We start from the raw sequence: 14,822 nt of genomic DNA, 5'->3' as shown, positions 1-14,822 counted from the left end.
CCCGCATCTCTGGGGTGGCTCGGAGGGGCGGCAGCCCCTCCGAAGAGATCTATTTTCAGGCCCTCACCTGCCCCGTGGGGCCGGAGGCCATCGGCCAAAGCCCCAGCCAGGCAGGTAAGAGGCGAGAAAAGGCGTTTTTCTGCGGAGGGGCTTTCCCTCCGTATCTCCCCTTTCAGGTGCGGCCGCCCGTGGAGGGAGAAAGCGACAGGCGGGGGCCTCGCCCATGCTGTTCAGTGGGTGCGAATAGGGCGCAACGCCGTTGCGTCCCTACAACGCCCTTTCCCAAGTGAGGCGAGGCTGGTTTGAGGTGCCCGGGGAGAGTCCCCGTTAGATTTTTGAAGAGCCCTGACACCGCGTACACCCTCTTTCCGGTTGCGGGCGCTTCGGGTAAAATAGCCTGTAGGAGCGTGGAACCGTGCTCGAGTTGACCGGCGTGATCGAACGTATCACCTATCATAACGAGGAGAGCGGATACACGGTCGCCCGACTTGCCCCCGAGGGCAAGGACTACACCGTTACCGTGGTCGGCAACATGCTGGGGGTGCACGTGGGCGAGTCCGTGCGGATGACTGGACAGTGGATTCTGCATCCCCAGTACGGCCGGCAGTTCAAGGCCGAGTCCGTGCGGACGGTCCTCCCGGCCACCGTTGAGGGGATCCGCAAGTACCTGGGCTCTGGGCTCATCAAGGGGATCGGCCCCGTCACGGCGGAGCGGATCGTCCGGTACTTCGGGTTAGAGACGCTGGACGTGATCGAGGAAGCCCCCGAGCGGCTCCTGGAGGTGCCGGGGGTCGGCCCAAAGCGCGTGGCGATGATCCAGCGCGCCTGGGAGGAGCAGCGCCAGATCAAGGAGGTCATGCTGTTCCTGCAGGCCAACGGGGTCAGCACCTCGCTGGCGGTGAAGATCTATAAGACGTATGGGGATTCGGCCATCGCTGTGGTGCGCAACGATCCCTATCGGCTGGCCCGGGACATCCACGGCATCGGCTTCATCACCGCGGATAAGATCGCCCGCAACCTGGGGATCGCCCCGGATGATCCGGGACGGGCGGCGGCGGGCGTCGCCTATGTCCTCAGCCAGAAGGCGGACGAGGGACACGTCTACGTGCCGCGCCAGGATCTCGTCGCGGAGGCGGCTCGCCTGCTGGAGATCGACGAGGAGCGGGTGAACCAGGCGATCGAGGCGCTGGCCCTGGACGAGCAGGTGCACATCGAATCCCTGCGGGATCTCCGTATCCCCGTCCAGGATGGTCCGGACGCACGCTCCCCGCAGGTGGTGCGGGAGCCCGGGCCGGCTTGGGAGTCGGATGAGCAGGCGGTGTATCTGACGCCCTTCTACTACGGCGAGATCGGTGTGGTGGGGCGGCTGAAGCGGCTGATCGAGGCGCCGGTGGAGCGGCTGTCTCCCTTCCTCTCCTTCGATTGGGCGGCCGCGTTCGAGACCATCCAGCGCCAGACGGGGCTGGCGTTGGCGCCTGCACAGCGGCAGGCCGTGCAGACGGCCCTGACCCAGCGGGTCGCGGTGCTCACCGGTGGTCCGGGCACGGGCAAGACCACCACGGTGCAGACGGTCATCCGGATGCTGGAGATGGCGGGGCGGTCTTACGTGCTGGCGTCGCCCACGGGGCGGGCGGCCAAGCGCCTAACTGAGGCCACCGGCCGCGAGGCGAAGACGGTGCATCGTTTGCTGGGGTTCAAGCCGGGTGAGGGGATGTCGTTCCAGCATGATGAGGAGAACCCGCTGGATGTGGACATGGTGATCGTGGATGAGGCGTCCATGCTGGACCTCCTGCTCACCAATCATCTGCTCAAGGCCATCCCGCCCGGCGCGCACCTGCTCCTGGTGGGTGACGTGGACCAGCTTCCATCGGTGGGGGCGGGAAACGTGCTGCGGGATATCATCGCCTCCGGCGTCGTGGCCGTGGTGCGGCTGGAGACGATCTTCCGCCAGGAGGAGGGCAGCTACATCATCGTCAACGCCCATCGCATCAACCAGGGGCAGATGCCGATCCTGGACAACCGCAGGTCTCGGGATTTCTTCTTGTTCAAGACGGATGACCCGGAGCGGGCGGCCGAGCTGGTGGTGGAGTTGGTGCAGACGCGCATCCCTCGCCGGTTTGGCCTGTCTCCTTCCGATATCCAGGTGCTGAGTCCCATGCATCGGGGGGAGGCGGGCGTGGGCAATCTGAACGCTCTCCTGCAGGAGGCGATCAACCCGCCGTCCGAGCGCAAGCCGGAGCGCCGGGTAGGAGGCCGCGTCTTCCGCCTGGGCGATCGCGTGATGCAGATGCGCAACAACTATGACAAAGATGTCTATAATGGTGATCTGGGGTATGTCGTCGCCGTAGATCTGGAGGATCAGACGCTGGCGGTCGATTTCGACGGCCGCCGCGTGACCTATGACTTCCTGGAGCTAGACGAGCTGGTGCACGCATACGCCATCTCGGTGCACAAGGCGCAGGGCTCGGAGTTCCCGGCGGTGGTCGTGCCCGTGCTGACGCAACACTACGTCATGCTCCAACGCAATCTGCTGTACACGGCCGTCACGCGGGCGCGACAGCTGGTCGTCCTGGTGGGGACGCCGCGTGCCATCGCCATCGCGGTCCGAAACGATCGCGTGGCCCAGCGATACAGCGCCCTGGCGGAACGGCTCAGGGGGTGAGGAGCGTTGCGTGTGGCGTGTTGTGTATTGCGTATTGCGTGTTGCGTAATGCGTAACACGTAATACGTAATACGCAATACGACTATGGAACATTTAAACGAAAGGTGCCAAAGTGATGTCATCCAAGTCTTCTCGTATCGTCGTCGTTGGGTCATCCAACACGGATATGGTCGTTCAGACGGATCGGCTGCCGCTGCCAGGAGAGACCGTCCTGGGCGGCGATCTGATCATCGCTCCGGGCGGCAAGGGGGCTAATCAGGCGGTGGCTGCAGCCCGACTTGGCGCTGGTGTCGCCTTCGTGGCTCGCATCGGCCGGGATATGTTCGGCCAGGAGGCGCTAGGCAACTTCCAGCGTGAAGGGTTGGATACCCGCTATGTGATTCAGGATCCGGACGCCCCCTCCGGCGTGGCGTTGATCGTCGTCGGCCCGGATGGGCAGAATATCATCGCCGTGGCGCCCGGGGCCAATCGGCGGCTATCTCCGGCTGATGTGGAGGCGGCCTCGCCCGCCTTCGCCGAGGCCCGCTCCGTCCTGCTTCAGCTGGAGATCCCGCTGGAAACCGTCATGGCGGCGGCCAAGGCCGGCCGGTCGGCGGGGGCTACGGTCATCCTGAATCCCGCCCCGGCTCCTTCCTCTCCCCTCCCGGATGAGCTCTTCGCACATGTGGATATCCTGACCCCAAACGAGACGGAGGCTGCGGTCCTGACCGGCTGTGAGACCCCAGAGGAGGCGGCTCTTGCCCTGTTGCAAAAGGGCATCCGCACGGTGATCGTGACTCTGGGCGAGGCAGGCGCGCTGGTGGTGACCGGCCCGGATCAGGTGCGACGGGTGCCTGGGTTCCGCGTGGAGGCCGTGGACGCGACGGCCGCGGGGGATGCGTTCAACGGCGCGCTGGCCGTGGCGTTGGCTCGCGGGGATTCGCTGGACGCGGCCGTGCGTTATGCCCACGCGGTGGCCGCCCTCTCCGTCACCCGGCTGGGCGCGCAGCCTTCCCTGCCGACGGCCAACGAGGTGGAGGCTTTCCTGACAGCGCACAATGCTTAGGCCGGGGAGGTTCCCTTCCTAGATCGCCATCCACATATCAGAAATAGTACGCCAGGGGTGGCGACGGTCGCTGAGAGAACGTAAGGGATCGCGGAACGGGGGAAATCGCGGGTGATTGGGATGCGGATGATGAGTAGCAGGATCGTCGCTAGTAGAAAGGCGACGGCGATCGCTCCGCCCGCTAGCTCCCAACGCCGGGCGATGCCCAGTCCCAAAATGCTCAGAAACATAAAAATCGGCGGAAGGGCCTCTATCAGCGGATAGCCTTCCACCGCATATGGGTCTGGGGTGCCAAGGGTTACCCAGTTCCATGCATAGCCGATGAGCATAAGTAGTGCGTAAGCAATGATCGGAATGCTCCAGACTTGCGCGATCCATCGCATCCGCGTTGTGACACGATCGCGATCTTCGTCTCGTGTCATCGTTTGCTCTCCTTGTGATGAGGGCATGCGGGATGATCATGGTATTCTGGTGTCCACATGAAATGGCCGGCGTCCTTGACCCCTCTAAGAGTGCGTGGATATCCATGGCCATGCATCAGAGCCTGTTGGGAGCACCGTCATTATAACACGGAAAGCGTGAAAGGGCTTGTCGTTCTCATCGAGGCACCGTTGTGAGAGTGAGGAAAGCCGAATAATGACTCCTCGACGTGCTCGTGCTCGAGAATTGGGTATTGCTATTGGGGCATTGCCCCCTGGCCGTTGGAACGCCATTACGGACGTGTCCGGCGTGCGGGTGGGCCATGTGACGTTGATCGAGGGGGAGGCCGGCCCGCTGCAGCCCGGCCGCGGCCCCGTCCGCACCGGCGTCACCGCCATCATACCTCACGATGGTGACCTCTTCCTGGAGCGGGTTCACGGCGTCACCTACTGCATCAACGGCTATGGGGAGGTGACCAACGTGGACCAGGTGGCGGAGCTGGGGGTGATCGAGGGGCCGATCCTGCTCACGAACACGTTCAGTGTGCCGACGGTCGAGGATGCCGTGATGCGATGGATGGAACGGCGCAACCCGGACATCGGCGTGCGCATGGGCGGCGTCAGCCCGGTGGTGGCGGAGTGTAACGACAGCTGGCTGAATGACATCCGCGGCCGCCATGTGCGGCCCGAGCATGTGTTCCAGGCCATCGAGCACGCGACGTCAGGCCCCGTGGCCGAGGGGAACGTAGGAGGCGGGACGGGCATGTCCTGCTTCGAGTTCAAGGGCGGGATCGGCACGGCGTCCCGGGTGTTGCCGAATCCCCTGGGGGGGTATACGGTCGGCGTGCTGGCCCAATGCAACTTCGGGCGTCGGCCTCAGCTTCGGGTGGATGGTGTGCCGGTGGGACGGGAGCTGACGGACTGGCATCCGCCTTCGGGGCCGCCGGTGAGCAACTCCATCGTGATCGTGCTGGCGACGGACGCGCCGCTGATCGCCCGGCAACTGCGGCGGCTGGCGGTGCGGTGTGGCGCCGGGCTGGCCCGCACGGGGTCCACGCACGGGGCCGGCAGCGGCGATTTCGTCATCGCCTTCTCCACGGTACAGCGGGTCCCCCTGCGATTCTCGGCGCCGACGCTGAGGCTGGAGGTCCTGCCCGATTTCGGTCCCACTATCGAGGGGCTGTTCCAGGCTGCGGTGGAGGCGACCGAGGAAGCTATCCTGAACGCGCTGTGCATAGCGGAGACAATGAGGGGCCGCGATGGACACGTGCGCTATGCCTTGCCACTGGATCGGCTGGTGGAGATCATGCGCTGGTATGGGCATAGCGAGGTGCACCTGCCGGAGGCGTAAGGACGCGCCGGAGGAGTGCATCACAGGGACACAAAGGGCTTGAGAATTCGCCATCGGCGGAACATTTCAGTAGAGGCACGGCGGCGCCGTGCCCTTATCAACTCCTTTGCGTCCTTCGCGCCCTTTGCGGTGAGAACAACAAATATTTTAAGGAGGGTGAATGGAGAGATTGTATATCCCGGAGCCGTACTCGGCGGGCATCCTTTTAACGTACAAATGCACCAGCGCCTGCAAGCATTGCCTGTACGCCTGCTCGCCTCAGTGGAAGGCAGACTTCCTCTCGCTGGGGGACGCCGAACGCATCCTTTCGCAGTTGGCGGAGAGGATGCGCGGCAAGTATCCGTTCCCCGAGCGCATCGGCGTCAACGACGGGATCCACTTTACCGGCGGGGAGCCGTTCATGAACTTCGAGCGGCTGCTGCAGGTCGTACGGATCGCCGCGGAGCTGGATATGCCCTCACGCTTCGTAGAGACCAACGCTGCCTGGTGCATCGATGACGAGGTGACCCGGGGGAAATTGCTCGCGCTGAGAGAGGCTGGGCTTCATGGCATCCTCATCAGCGCGAACCCCTTCACCCTGGAATATGTGCCCTTCGAGCGGACGGAACGGGCTGCCAGGATCGCCCGGGAGGTGTTCCCGCCCTATAACGTGATCGTCTATCAGGAGCTCTTCTACGAGCAGTTCCGACAGCTTGGCCTCAAGGGCACATTGGGGTTTGGGGAGTATCTGCGCGGCGCGGGATACGTGTTGCGATACATGGAGCTATTTGCCAGCGGCCGGGCCGCCTATGCGCTGGCCCATCTTTTCCCGCATCATCCTGCGGAGCGTTTCTTCGGCGTGTCCTGTAGAGACGATCTGATCCGGGAGTGGCATATTCATGTGGACAATTACGGCAACTTCATGCCGGGGTTTTGCGGCGGCCTGTCCCTGGGGGACGCCCGGGAGCTGGACGCCCTTTGCCGGGACGGCGTCGATCTCGATGAGCGGCCGGTGCTCAGAGCGCTTTTGACGGACCTGAGGGATCTCTACGAGCTGGGCAGGCGGTTCGGGTACGAGGAGCGGGAAGAGGGATATGTCTCGAAGTGCCATCTTTGTCTGGATATCCGGAGACACCTGGTGCAGCAGGGGGACTTCCAAGAGCTGCAGCCGCAAGCCTTCTATGAGCATCTAGAGGCAGGCACGGGATGAGCCGCCCTGAGCCGTCCTGCAGAGATCTCGTTTCTAAAGCCGCTAGCCAGCGTCATGATTATCTGTAGGAGTATCGCGGCTTTGCACCCCATTAGGAGGTCATGGTCATGCGCTTTCCCGTAGCGGTTCTGGTCATCCTGCTGAGCCTCGCGGCCCTGACCGCGTGCACCGTTTCGGTCTCGCCCGATCAGGCGGCTGTGGAGCAGGCCGTTGAGGCCACGCTGACCGCTCAAGCGGCGGCCCCGACGCAGCTGGTGGCGTCCCCCACTCCCGTGCCCACGGCCGCGCCGACGGCAACGCCCGTTGAGCCCACGCCAACCCCTCTGCCGACGGCAACCCCACTCCCGCCCACCCCCACGCCGGAACCGCAGCGGATCCAGTTCGCCCCGGGCACGGACTCGGCGACGTGGACCGCGGTCCTGACGGCGGGCGTACCCCAACGCTATGTGCTGCGGGCGTTGGCGGGGCAGCAGATGTTCATTACCACGGCACCTGCTGTGGCCGTCTCCCTGCTTCAACCGGACGGGGCCGCGCTGCTGCCCGTTACCCAAAGCGGGGGACAGTGGCACTTCGCCCTCCCCATCACCGGCGATTACGTCATCACCCTGACGGGCGAGGGCAGCGTTCCCGTGACGGTCCGGGTTCCACCGCTCGCGCCGACGCCAACGCCAAAGCCGGCTTCGCCGACGCCGGAGCGGATCCAGTTCGCCCCGGGCACGGCGTCGTATGAGTTCACGACCACGTTGGTGGCGGGTGTGCCGAAGGCGTATGTGCTTCGGGTGATGGGCGGGCAGCGGCTGTACGTCTCCGCTCTGGGCGAGAGTGAGGTGATGGTAGCCGTCTTCGGGCCGGGTGATGTGCCGATCCCGACGGTTCGGGCGGGGCGGCCCGGGCTGTGGTTCGCCGACATCCCCACGACGGGGGATTACACGATCGTGCTCTCCGGTGAGGGAGAGGTCTCCGTCACGGTCTACATCCCGCCGGGGTGATGGGGAGATGCTCGCAAGAGCGCTCCGCTCGTCCCCTGCGCGGGACGCTGGACCTACGGCCTCTCTCCGCGCGAAGGACGCTCTCTCAAAAAGACGTGCCTCCTTTTACACTGGCCCGTCTGGAATTTGACAAAAGGGGTGGCTTCGGGTATAAGATGCAACCTGTTGGCTTCAGTTGTGGCATGTACGCCCTGGGCGCCGGCCTGGGGCGTATGCATGTCCGTGAACGAAACAATTCGGCCTCGGTGGCGATAGGGCCCTCCGATGATGATCGGCGCTTCGCCACGAGACCGTGACGACATCACTGCAAAGGAGTGAAAAGATGGCACGAGCAACGAGGATGGGGGCCGATATCGCCACCCGCGAGGCAAACCGGGCCCAGATGACGGGACATGTCTGCGCCACTTGTGGCAAGCCCATCAAGAAGGGCGAGCTGCTCATGGTGACGACCACCGTGTTCTCAGAGACCGGTCGCATCGCCAAGCGGCTGAAGACCCCCTACCACCGCAACGGCTCATGTTTCAAGACGAGCTGAGCCCGGCGCATCTGTGAGGCGGGAGACTGACACGAGATCAGCCTCCCGTTTTGCTTTTTTGGCGGGGAGGAAACCCGCCCTGCATGTCTGACAAGACTCAGTCGTTGCAAAGGCGCCACGCCGATGCGGTAGACATAACGTGTACCCCGGTTTTCATACCGACCACGAGATGGCTGTTGCCTTCGTCATCCATCATCCGTCAACGTTTTCAAACGTGAGCGCGACCTTGACGGACTGATACTGCCGTTTGTCGCTGGCCACCCGGACGGCCTCCTTCCATCGGGCCAGCGGGAACCGATGGGTGATCAACCCTTCCGCCGTGAGTTTCCCCTCCTGAATCAGCCTGGCGGTGAGCTCGAAGGTCCCTATCTCCTGTCCCTCCCACACCTCTCGGCCGTGTGCATAGACGCCCAGCAGTTGGACCTCTTGATACCAGACCGGATTGAGATCCACGCTCATCGGCCTGAACTGCACGCCGACCAGCATGACCCGTCCCTTCGCCCGCGCCCATCGCAGACTGTCCGTGATCGTGCGGCCCGTGCCCACGCAGTCGTAGATCACGTCGAAGCCGCCCAGTAGCATCCTGCTGCCGAGCATCCCCTGGTAGAGCTTGGCGCCGGTGACCTCGGCCGTCACCTGGTAGCCGTCCTCCCGTACGCGCACCTCGTGCGCGCCCAGCCGACGGGCTTGCTCCGCCTGAAAGGGATATCTCGCCAGCGCGGTGATGTGCGCCTCCGGGGCCAGCGCTCGCAGCGCCTGGATCGTCACCAGCCCGATGATCCCGCATCCCAATACGGCGACGCGGTCGCCCGGCTCCGGCAGCGCCTGCAACACCGTGTGCACCCCCGTCGCCATGGTCTCCAGGATCGCGATCTCCTCATCGCTCAGATCCTCCGGCGCGCGGAAGAGCTGAGCCTCGTGGGCCACGAACTGATCGCTCCAGCCGCCGCCGATGATGGGAGAGGTTTCGGTCATCGACTGGTTCTCACATAGGTAGTAGTTCCCTTCCCGGCAGTGTCGGCAGGGAGGCTCGATGCCCTGGGTGTGGCAGGTCGAGCTGAAGTGGCGCAGCGCCACCCGGTCGCCGACGCGCACCCGGGAGACGGCCTCGCCCACCTCGATCACCTCGCCGCACAGCTCGTGTCCCAGGTAGAAACGCTTGTTGCCCGGCAGCGCGGCCGGTGCCACGCGCGGGTCAATCTCCACGTAGACCATGTGCAGATCGCTCCCGCAGATCAGCGAGAGCCGGTTGCGCACGCGCACATGATGTGGCCCAGGCAACGGCGGATCGGGCAGCGTCGCGGAGTGAACGGGGCTGATGGGGCTCAGGTAGGCTCCTGTCCATACCTTGCCCAGGACTTGTGTTGCCAGGGCTCGCGGGATGTCCAATTCCACGTAGACGGTCCGCATGACGGCCTCCTCCGACTTCTGTCTTCACGCCAGGGCGATGGCTTGTTGCGCGTATCCTCTTTCTCGATCCCGGTCGCTATCCATCTCCGGGAGTGGGGCGCCGCAACGTATGGCCCATGCCACGCGGGCCTCGGCCGCTACGGAGAGCGATCCGGTCAGGCATATGGCATCCCCCTGAGCCAGCGCCTCCTCCAGCGCCGTCTCTATATCTGGCGAGATGTGGACGGGCAATCCGATCCGGCGGGCGATCTCCGCAAGCTGCTCAGGGTCGGTGGCCCGCGCGTGTCGGGAGCGGGTCACGATCATCTGCTCGGCCAGCGGGGCCAGATCGTTGAGGATGGCGGCGTGATCCTTATCCGACAGGATGCCGACGACGAACGTCCAGCGGCGCCCGGGGAACCACTCCTGTAACGTCTCCACCAGCCGTCGCGCCGAGTCCTCGTTGTGGGCGCCGTCGGCGATCACCAGCGGTTGGCGAGAGAGCACCTCGATGCGCCCGGGCCACCGCACCGTCGCCAGGCCCTCCCGCAGTGCCTGCAAAGGGATCTCAAACCGTCCTGCGGGCAGCGCGTGGATCGCCGCCAGGGCACACGTGGCGTTGATGATCTGGTGGCGACCCAGCAGGGGGATCTCGAATCGGGTCCAGGCCGCGGGCAGGGCGCCCGTCGCGGATGTGGGCTGCACGTCGAACGCCTGTCCGCCGGGGTGGATCGGGCCGGGGCGGAATAGCCAGTCACGTCCTACCCGGATGAGAGGCGCTTCGCGCTGGGTGCAAACCTCCTCGATGACGGCCATGGCCTCGTCCGCCTGGGGGGCGGAGACGGCGGGCACCCCGGGCTTGATGATCCCGGCTTTCTCCCAGGCGATCTGACCGAGCGTGTCTCCCAGCCAGATGGTGTGTTCATAGCTTAGCGAGGTGATCACGCTGACTTCCGGGGTGATCACGTTGGTCGCGTCCAGGCGTCCTCCCAATCCCACCTCGATGACGGCGACGTCCACCCCCTGGCGGGCGAAGTACAGGAAGGCGAGGACGGTCGTGACCTCGAACCAGGTGATCCCTTCGACTGCCTCGGCGTGGGGGGCGAGCTCCTCCACGAGGGCCGCGAACTCCTCTGGGGCGATGAGGGTGCCGTTCACCCGCATACGCTCACGGCAGGTGTGCAGGTGGGGTGAAATGTACATGCCGGTCCGATATCCGGCGGCCTGCAAGATGGAGGCCGTCATCGCGGCCGTCGACCCTTTGCCCTTAGACCCCGCGATGTGGATCGTCGGATAAGCCCGATGGGGATCGCCCAGGCGCCCCAGCAGCGCGTAAATGCGCGCCAGCTCGAATGTGCCGGGCGCGTAGGGGATAGTGCGCTTCAGCTCGTAGTTGATGTACCGCTGAAGATAGGATAGGGCCTCTTCGTAAGTGCGCATGCTCTTCACTTTCTCCGGTATGGGGTTTGTGCTAACATGAGGGTTGTGCCGCGTGTTAGCGCGTTGCGTGCTGACATTATATCACCTTGGAGGGAGAATGCATGTCATATAGAGTCGGATGGAAGGGCCTTTGGGTGGATTCGGCTGCCGGCCGGCGTGATGGACGGCTATGGCTCGGCGGCGCGCTTCTCCTGTGTATCACCCTCATTGCAGCGGCCTGTGTGCCGCCCACCCCGGCGCCTCGCCGCCTCGTGTATGGGCTGACCCTCGCCCCCTCGGGGATCGATCCACATGTCAACGCCTCGGCTGAGTTGGGGATTCCTCTGACCAGCGTGTACGATACGTTGATCTATCAGGACCCGGAGAGCGGAGACTTCGTCCCCGGCCTGGCGGAGTCCTGGGAGATCTCCGAGGACGGGCGTGTGTACACATTTCACCTCCGCCGCGATGTGACTTTCCACGACGGGACGCCGTTCAACGCGCAGGCGGTGAAGGCGAACCTGGATCGCGTCGCGGCCCCGGAGACGCAATCGCAGAAGGCGGTGTTCATGTTGGGGCCTTACGAGCGCACGGAGGTGATCGACGAGTACACCGTCGCCATCCATCTTCGGGAGCCGTTCGCGCCGCTGCTGGATAGCCTGAGCCAGGTATATCTGGGCATGGCCTCGCCGAAGGCGCTGAAGCAGTGGGGGGCGGATTACCAGTTCCACCAGGTGGGTACCGGCCCGTTCAAGTTCGTCGAGTACGTCCCCAACGATCATCTGACGATCGCTCGCAATCCGGATTATCGTTGGGGGCCGTCGGTGTTCGCCAATCGGGGGGCGGCCTATCTGGATGAGGTCGTCTTCCGCTTCTACACTGATCCCGCCACCCGGGCCATGGCGCTGGAGTCGGGCGAGGTGCACGTGATGGGGGAGGTCCCGCCACTGGATGCGCGGCGGCTGTCCCAGGACGAGCGCTTCAGGCTCTACGCCGTGCCCATCCCAGGTCAACCGTTGCAGTTCTTCTTCAACACGACGAAATCGCCGACCGACGATCTGCGCGTGCGCCAGGCCCTGCTCTACGCCACGGATCGCGAGGCGATCGTGAACGCCGTGTTCGGTGGGCTGTCGCCGGTGGCCCATGGCCCCCTCACCCGAGCGACCCTGGGGTACGATCCCGCGGTGGAGGGGATGTACCCGTATGATCCGGAGCGCGCTAAGGCGCTGCTGGACGAGGCCGGGTGGCGAGAGGTGGACGGCGTGCGGCAGAAGGACGGCCAGCCGCTGCGGCTGGAGGCCGTGATCATGGGCTGGGGATACGTGCCTGAGGTCGTCCAGCTCCTGCAGGCGCAGTGGCAGGCGATCGGCGTGGAGCTCACGGTGCAACAGGTCCCCTATGGGGCGTTGTTGGAGGCCGGGCGGACCGGGGCCGTTCACCTGCTCCCCTTCCTGCTCTCGGGCACGGACCCGGACCTGCTGCGCAGCTTCTTCCACTCCGGAGCGGCCTTCAACTGGTCGAAGGCCTCCGATTCCGAGCTGGATGAGTGGCTGGAGCAGGCCTCACGCCTCACCGATTGGGACGGACGGAGTGCGCTTTACGCCCGGGTGCAGCGCCGGATCATGGAACAGGCGCTGATCCTGCCGATACGCGATTACGTGAATTTGAATGTGGCCAGCGCTCGCGTGGATGGCCTCCGATATGATGCTCGGGGCTGGTTCCCCTGGTTGGTGGATGTCTCATTGAAGCCGTGAGATGCCTTGAAGGTGGACGATGCTACGGTTCTTCGTCCGGCGTCTGTTGGGAGCGCTTCCCGTCCTTTGGGGAGCGGTGACGGTTGCCTTCCTCATCGTGCATCTGTTGCCCGGTGATCCGGCCACGCTTCTGCTTATCCGATCGGGCGCGTCGGCCGAGGTCATCGCCGAGCGACGTGCCATGTTGGGATGGGATCGCCCGCTCCCCATCCAGTACGGCGCCTACCTGCTCGATCTGCTACGGGGGGATCTGGGAAGATCATGGGCCAGCGGCGATTCCGTCGCCCGCCTTCTGGCGGAGCAGTGGCCGCACACGTTGGAGCTGGCGCTGGGCGCCATGGGCGTGGCGGTGATCATCGGGATCATGCTGGGAGGGATTGCGGCGCTGCGGCCGGGCACGTGGGGCGATCGCCTGAGCATGGGCATCGCCCTCCTGGGGCTGTCCACTCCCATCGCCTGGTCCGGGCTGCTGGTCATCTGGCTCTTTAGCCTGATCCTGGGATGGCTTCCCTCCGGAGGCCAGGGAGGGCTCTCGCATCTCCTGCTCCCCGCTGTCGTGCTCGGGCTGGCGTCGGCCGGTCCGATCGCCCGGCTGACCCGGAGTGGCCTGATCGACGTCCTGAGCGAGCCGTTCATCACGGCGGCTCGGGCGAAGGGGTTGCCCTTCTGGAGGGTGCTGACGCGCCATGTGGCGCCGATCATGCTGCCTCCGGTGGTGACGATGCTGGCGCTCCAGTTCGGATTTCTGCTCGGCGGGGTCGCGGTCACCGAGGCGCTGTTCGCCCGGCAGGGGATCGGGCGGCTGGCGGTGCAGGCGATCCTGGCGCAGGATCTCCCGGTGGTTCAGGGCATCGTGCTGCTCGGCGCCACGGTCTACACCGTCGTGAACCTGCTGGCCGACGTCGCTCAGTGGGTGCTGGATCCGCGCGGCCGCCTATGAAAGCCGAGCCTTTCCCCCCGAAGCGACCGTCTGCCCGCTGGATCCCCGTTGGACATCCCGCCCTTCGCATTTGGACTGCCCCTCGCAGGCTGGCCCGGCCGCGTCGGGGTATCCTGGGCGCCGCGGCGTTGCTTCTTCTCATCTGCGGCGCGGTTCTGGCCGCGCCGTGGATCGCGCCCGCGGATCCCATGTCCATGCACCTGGACGGGGTGCTTTTGCCTCCCGGCCCGCGCCATTGGGCCGGGACGGACATGTTCGGCCGGGATGTGTGGAGCCGGGTGCTCTACGGCGGCCGGCTTACGCTGGGCATCGCCTCCCTCGCGGCCATCGTGGCCGTCCTCCCCGGGGTGTTTCTGGGCCTGGTCTCCGGGTACTTCGGCGGCCTGTTGGACGAGCTGATCGGCCGGGTTACGGATGCCATCTTGGCCATCCCCTATCTCCTGCTGGCGATGCTGATCGTCGCCGTGATGGGGCCGGGATTAAGGGCTGTGGGATTGGGCATCGGGCTGGCTGGCATTCCCACCGTGATCCGGGTAGTGCGCAGCGCCGTGGCCCACGTTCGCGGCGAGGATTATATCCTCACCGCCCGGGCGGTCGGCTGCACCGAGCGGCGTATCCTGCTCCGACATGTGCTGCCCAACGTCACCGGCGCGGTGATCGTGATCGCGACGTTGCAGGCGGGGTGGGCCATGCTGAACGTGTCCGCGTTGAGTTTTCTGGGGCTGGGCGCGCCGCCGGGTGTGCCCGAGTGGGGGGCCATGCTGAACGAAGGACGGCTCTATCTGCGGCAGGCGCCGTGGATCTCCGCCGCGCCGGGCCTGGCCTTGACGTTGACGATCCTATCCCTGAACCTGGTGGGCGATTGGCTGCGCGACGCGGTCGATCCCCGGTCACGCCTCTGAGAGTGTGTCTGAGAAATGCCGTTGCTTCTGCTGTGGGGGAGGCCCAGAGGGGCAGAGCCCCTCTGGAAAAAGCCTTTCTCCTGCCTTCGACCTGCCCGGCCTCGGCCCGAGTCCTTCGGAAAGGGCCGAGAAGGGCAGGTGCGGGCCGGAAAAGTGGGGTTCCCGTGGAGGGGACTCAGTCCCTGACCTGCCTCGCCAACTACGTCCGCTCGAATCAGGTGGGTTGCC

At 65.2% G+C, this 14,822-nt stretch carries 11 protein-coding genes and 1 pseudogene; 9 read left to right on the top strand and 3 right to left on the bottom strand.

Annotated features, from left to right (window positions below):
- The first annotated feature begins 415 nt into the window (after nt 1-415).
- Nucleotides 416-2,662, top strand: a complete 2,247-nt coding sequence (locus GXP39_15575; GenBank protein NOZ29454.1) for an ATP-dependent RecD-like DNA helicase — start codon at nt 416-418, stop codon at nt 2,660-2,662.
- Between the two features lie 115 nt (nt 2,663-2,777).
- Complete coding sequence (gene rbsK / locus GXP39_15570) at nt 2,778-3,707, top strand: ribokinase (GenBank protein NOZ29453.1); 930 nt, start codon at nt 2,778-2,780, stop codon at nt 3,705-3,707.
- Here the strand turns inward: rbsK and GXP39_15565 are convergent.
- Nucleotides 3,704-4,129 (bottom strand): hypothetical protein, encoded by a 426-nt coding sequence (locus GXP39_15565; protein ID NOZ29452.1) that lies wholly within the window; start codon nt 4,127-4,129, stop codon nt 3,704-3,706. The genes rbsK and GXP39_15565 overlap by 4 nt on opposite strands.
- Before the next feature lie 214 nt (nt 4,130-4,343).
- Here GXP39_15565 and GXP39_15560 point away from each other — a divergent pair, with 214 nt between their 5' ends.
- The 4 genes and pseudogenes from GXP39_15560 (at nt 4,344) to GXP39_15545 (ending at nt 8,190) form a co-directional block, all read left to right on the top strand.
- Nucleotides 4,344-5,477, top strand: coding sequence for a P1 family peptidase (locus GXP39_15560; protein ID NOZ29451.1), 1,134 nt, complete (start codon nt 4,344-4,346; stop codon nt 5,475-5,477).
- Nucleotides 5,478-5,637: 160 nt separating this feature from the next.
- The gene (locus GXP39_15555) at nt 5,638-6,666 is read left to right on the top strand and encodes a 4Fe-4S cluster-binding domain-containing protein (GenBank protein ID NOZ29450.1); all 1,029 of its coding nucleotides are present in this window, start codon (nt 5,638-5,640) and stop codon (nt 6,664-6,666) included.
- A gap of 260 nt (nt 6,667-6,926) precedes the next feature.
- Nucleotides 6,927-7,034: pseudogene (locus GXP39_15550) on the top strand (energy transducer TonB).
- 943 nt (nt 7,035-7,977) lie between these two features.
- Nucleotides 7,978-8,190, top strand: a complete 213-nt coding sequence (locus tag GXP39_15545; GenBank protein ID NOZ29449.1) for a hypothetical protein — start codon at nt 7,978-7,980, stop codon at nt 8,188-8,190.
- Between the two features lie 192 nt (nt 8,191-8,382).
- Here the strand turns inward: GXP39_15545 and GXP39_15540 are convergent, their stop codons facing one another.
- Together GXP39_15540 and GXP39_15535 are read right to left on the bottom strand one after the other, a co-directional pair.
- The gene (locus tag GXP39_15540) at nt 8,383-9,600 is read right to left on the bottom strand and encodes an alcohol dehydrogenase catalytic domain-containing protein (GenBank protein ID NOZ29448.1); all 1,218 of its coding nucleotides are present in this window, start codon (nt 9,598-9,600) and stop codon (nt 8,383-8,385) included.
- A 24-nt stretch (nt 9,601-9,624) separates the two neighbouring features.
- Nucleotides 9,625-11,019 (bottom strand): bifunctional folylpolyglutamate synthase/dihydrofolate synthase, encoded by a 1,395-nt coding sequence (locus tag GXP39_15535; GenBank protein ID NOZ29447.1) that lies wholly within the window; start codon nt 11,017-11,019, stop codon nt 9,625-9,627.
- Nucleotides 11,020-11,120: 101 nt separating this feature from the next.
- Between GXP39_15535 and GXP39_15530 the strand changes: the two genes are divergently transcribed.
- The 3 genes from GXP39_15530 to GXP39_15520 are packed head-to-tail and all read left to right on the top strand — an operon-like array spanning nt 11,121 to nt 14,594.
- A complete protein-coding gene (locus tag GXP39_15530; GenBank protein ID NOZ29446.1) occupies nt 11,121-12,752 on the top strand; it encodes an ABC transporter substrate-binding protein in 1,632 nt (543 codons plus the stop codon).
- Between the two features lie 19 nt (nt 12,753-12,771).
- A complete protein-coding gene (locus GXP39_15525) occupies nt 12,772-13,692 on the top strand; it encodes an ABC transporter permease (protein NOZ29445.1) in 921 nt (306 codons plus the stop codon).
- Nucleotides 13,689-14,594, top strand: coding sequence for an ABC transporter permease (locus GXP39_15520; GenBank protein NOZ29444.1), 906 nt, complete (start codon nt 13,689-13,691; stop codon nt 14,592-14,594). The genes GXP39_15525 and GXP39_15520 overlap by 4 nt, the downstream gene beginning before the upstream one ends.
- Nucleotides 14,595-14,822 lie beyond the last annotated feature (228 nt).

It is taken from the genome of Chloroflexota bacterium, from assembly GCA_013152435.1.
Lineage (GTDB): Bacteria > Chloroflexota > Anaerolineae > DUEN01 > DUEN01 > DUEN01.
This window is presented reverse-complemented; position numbering and strand designations above follow the sequence as displayed.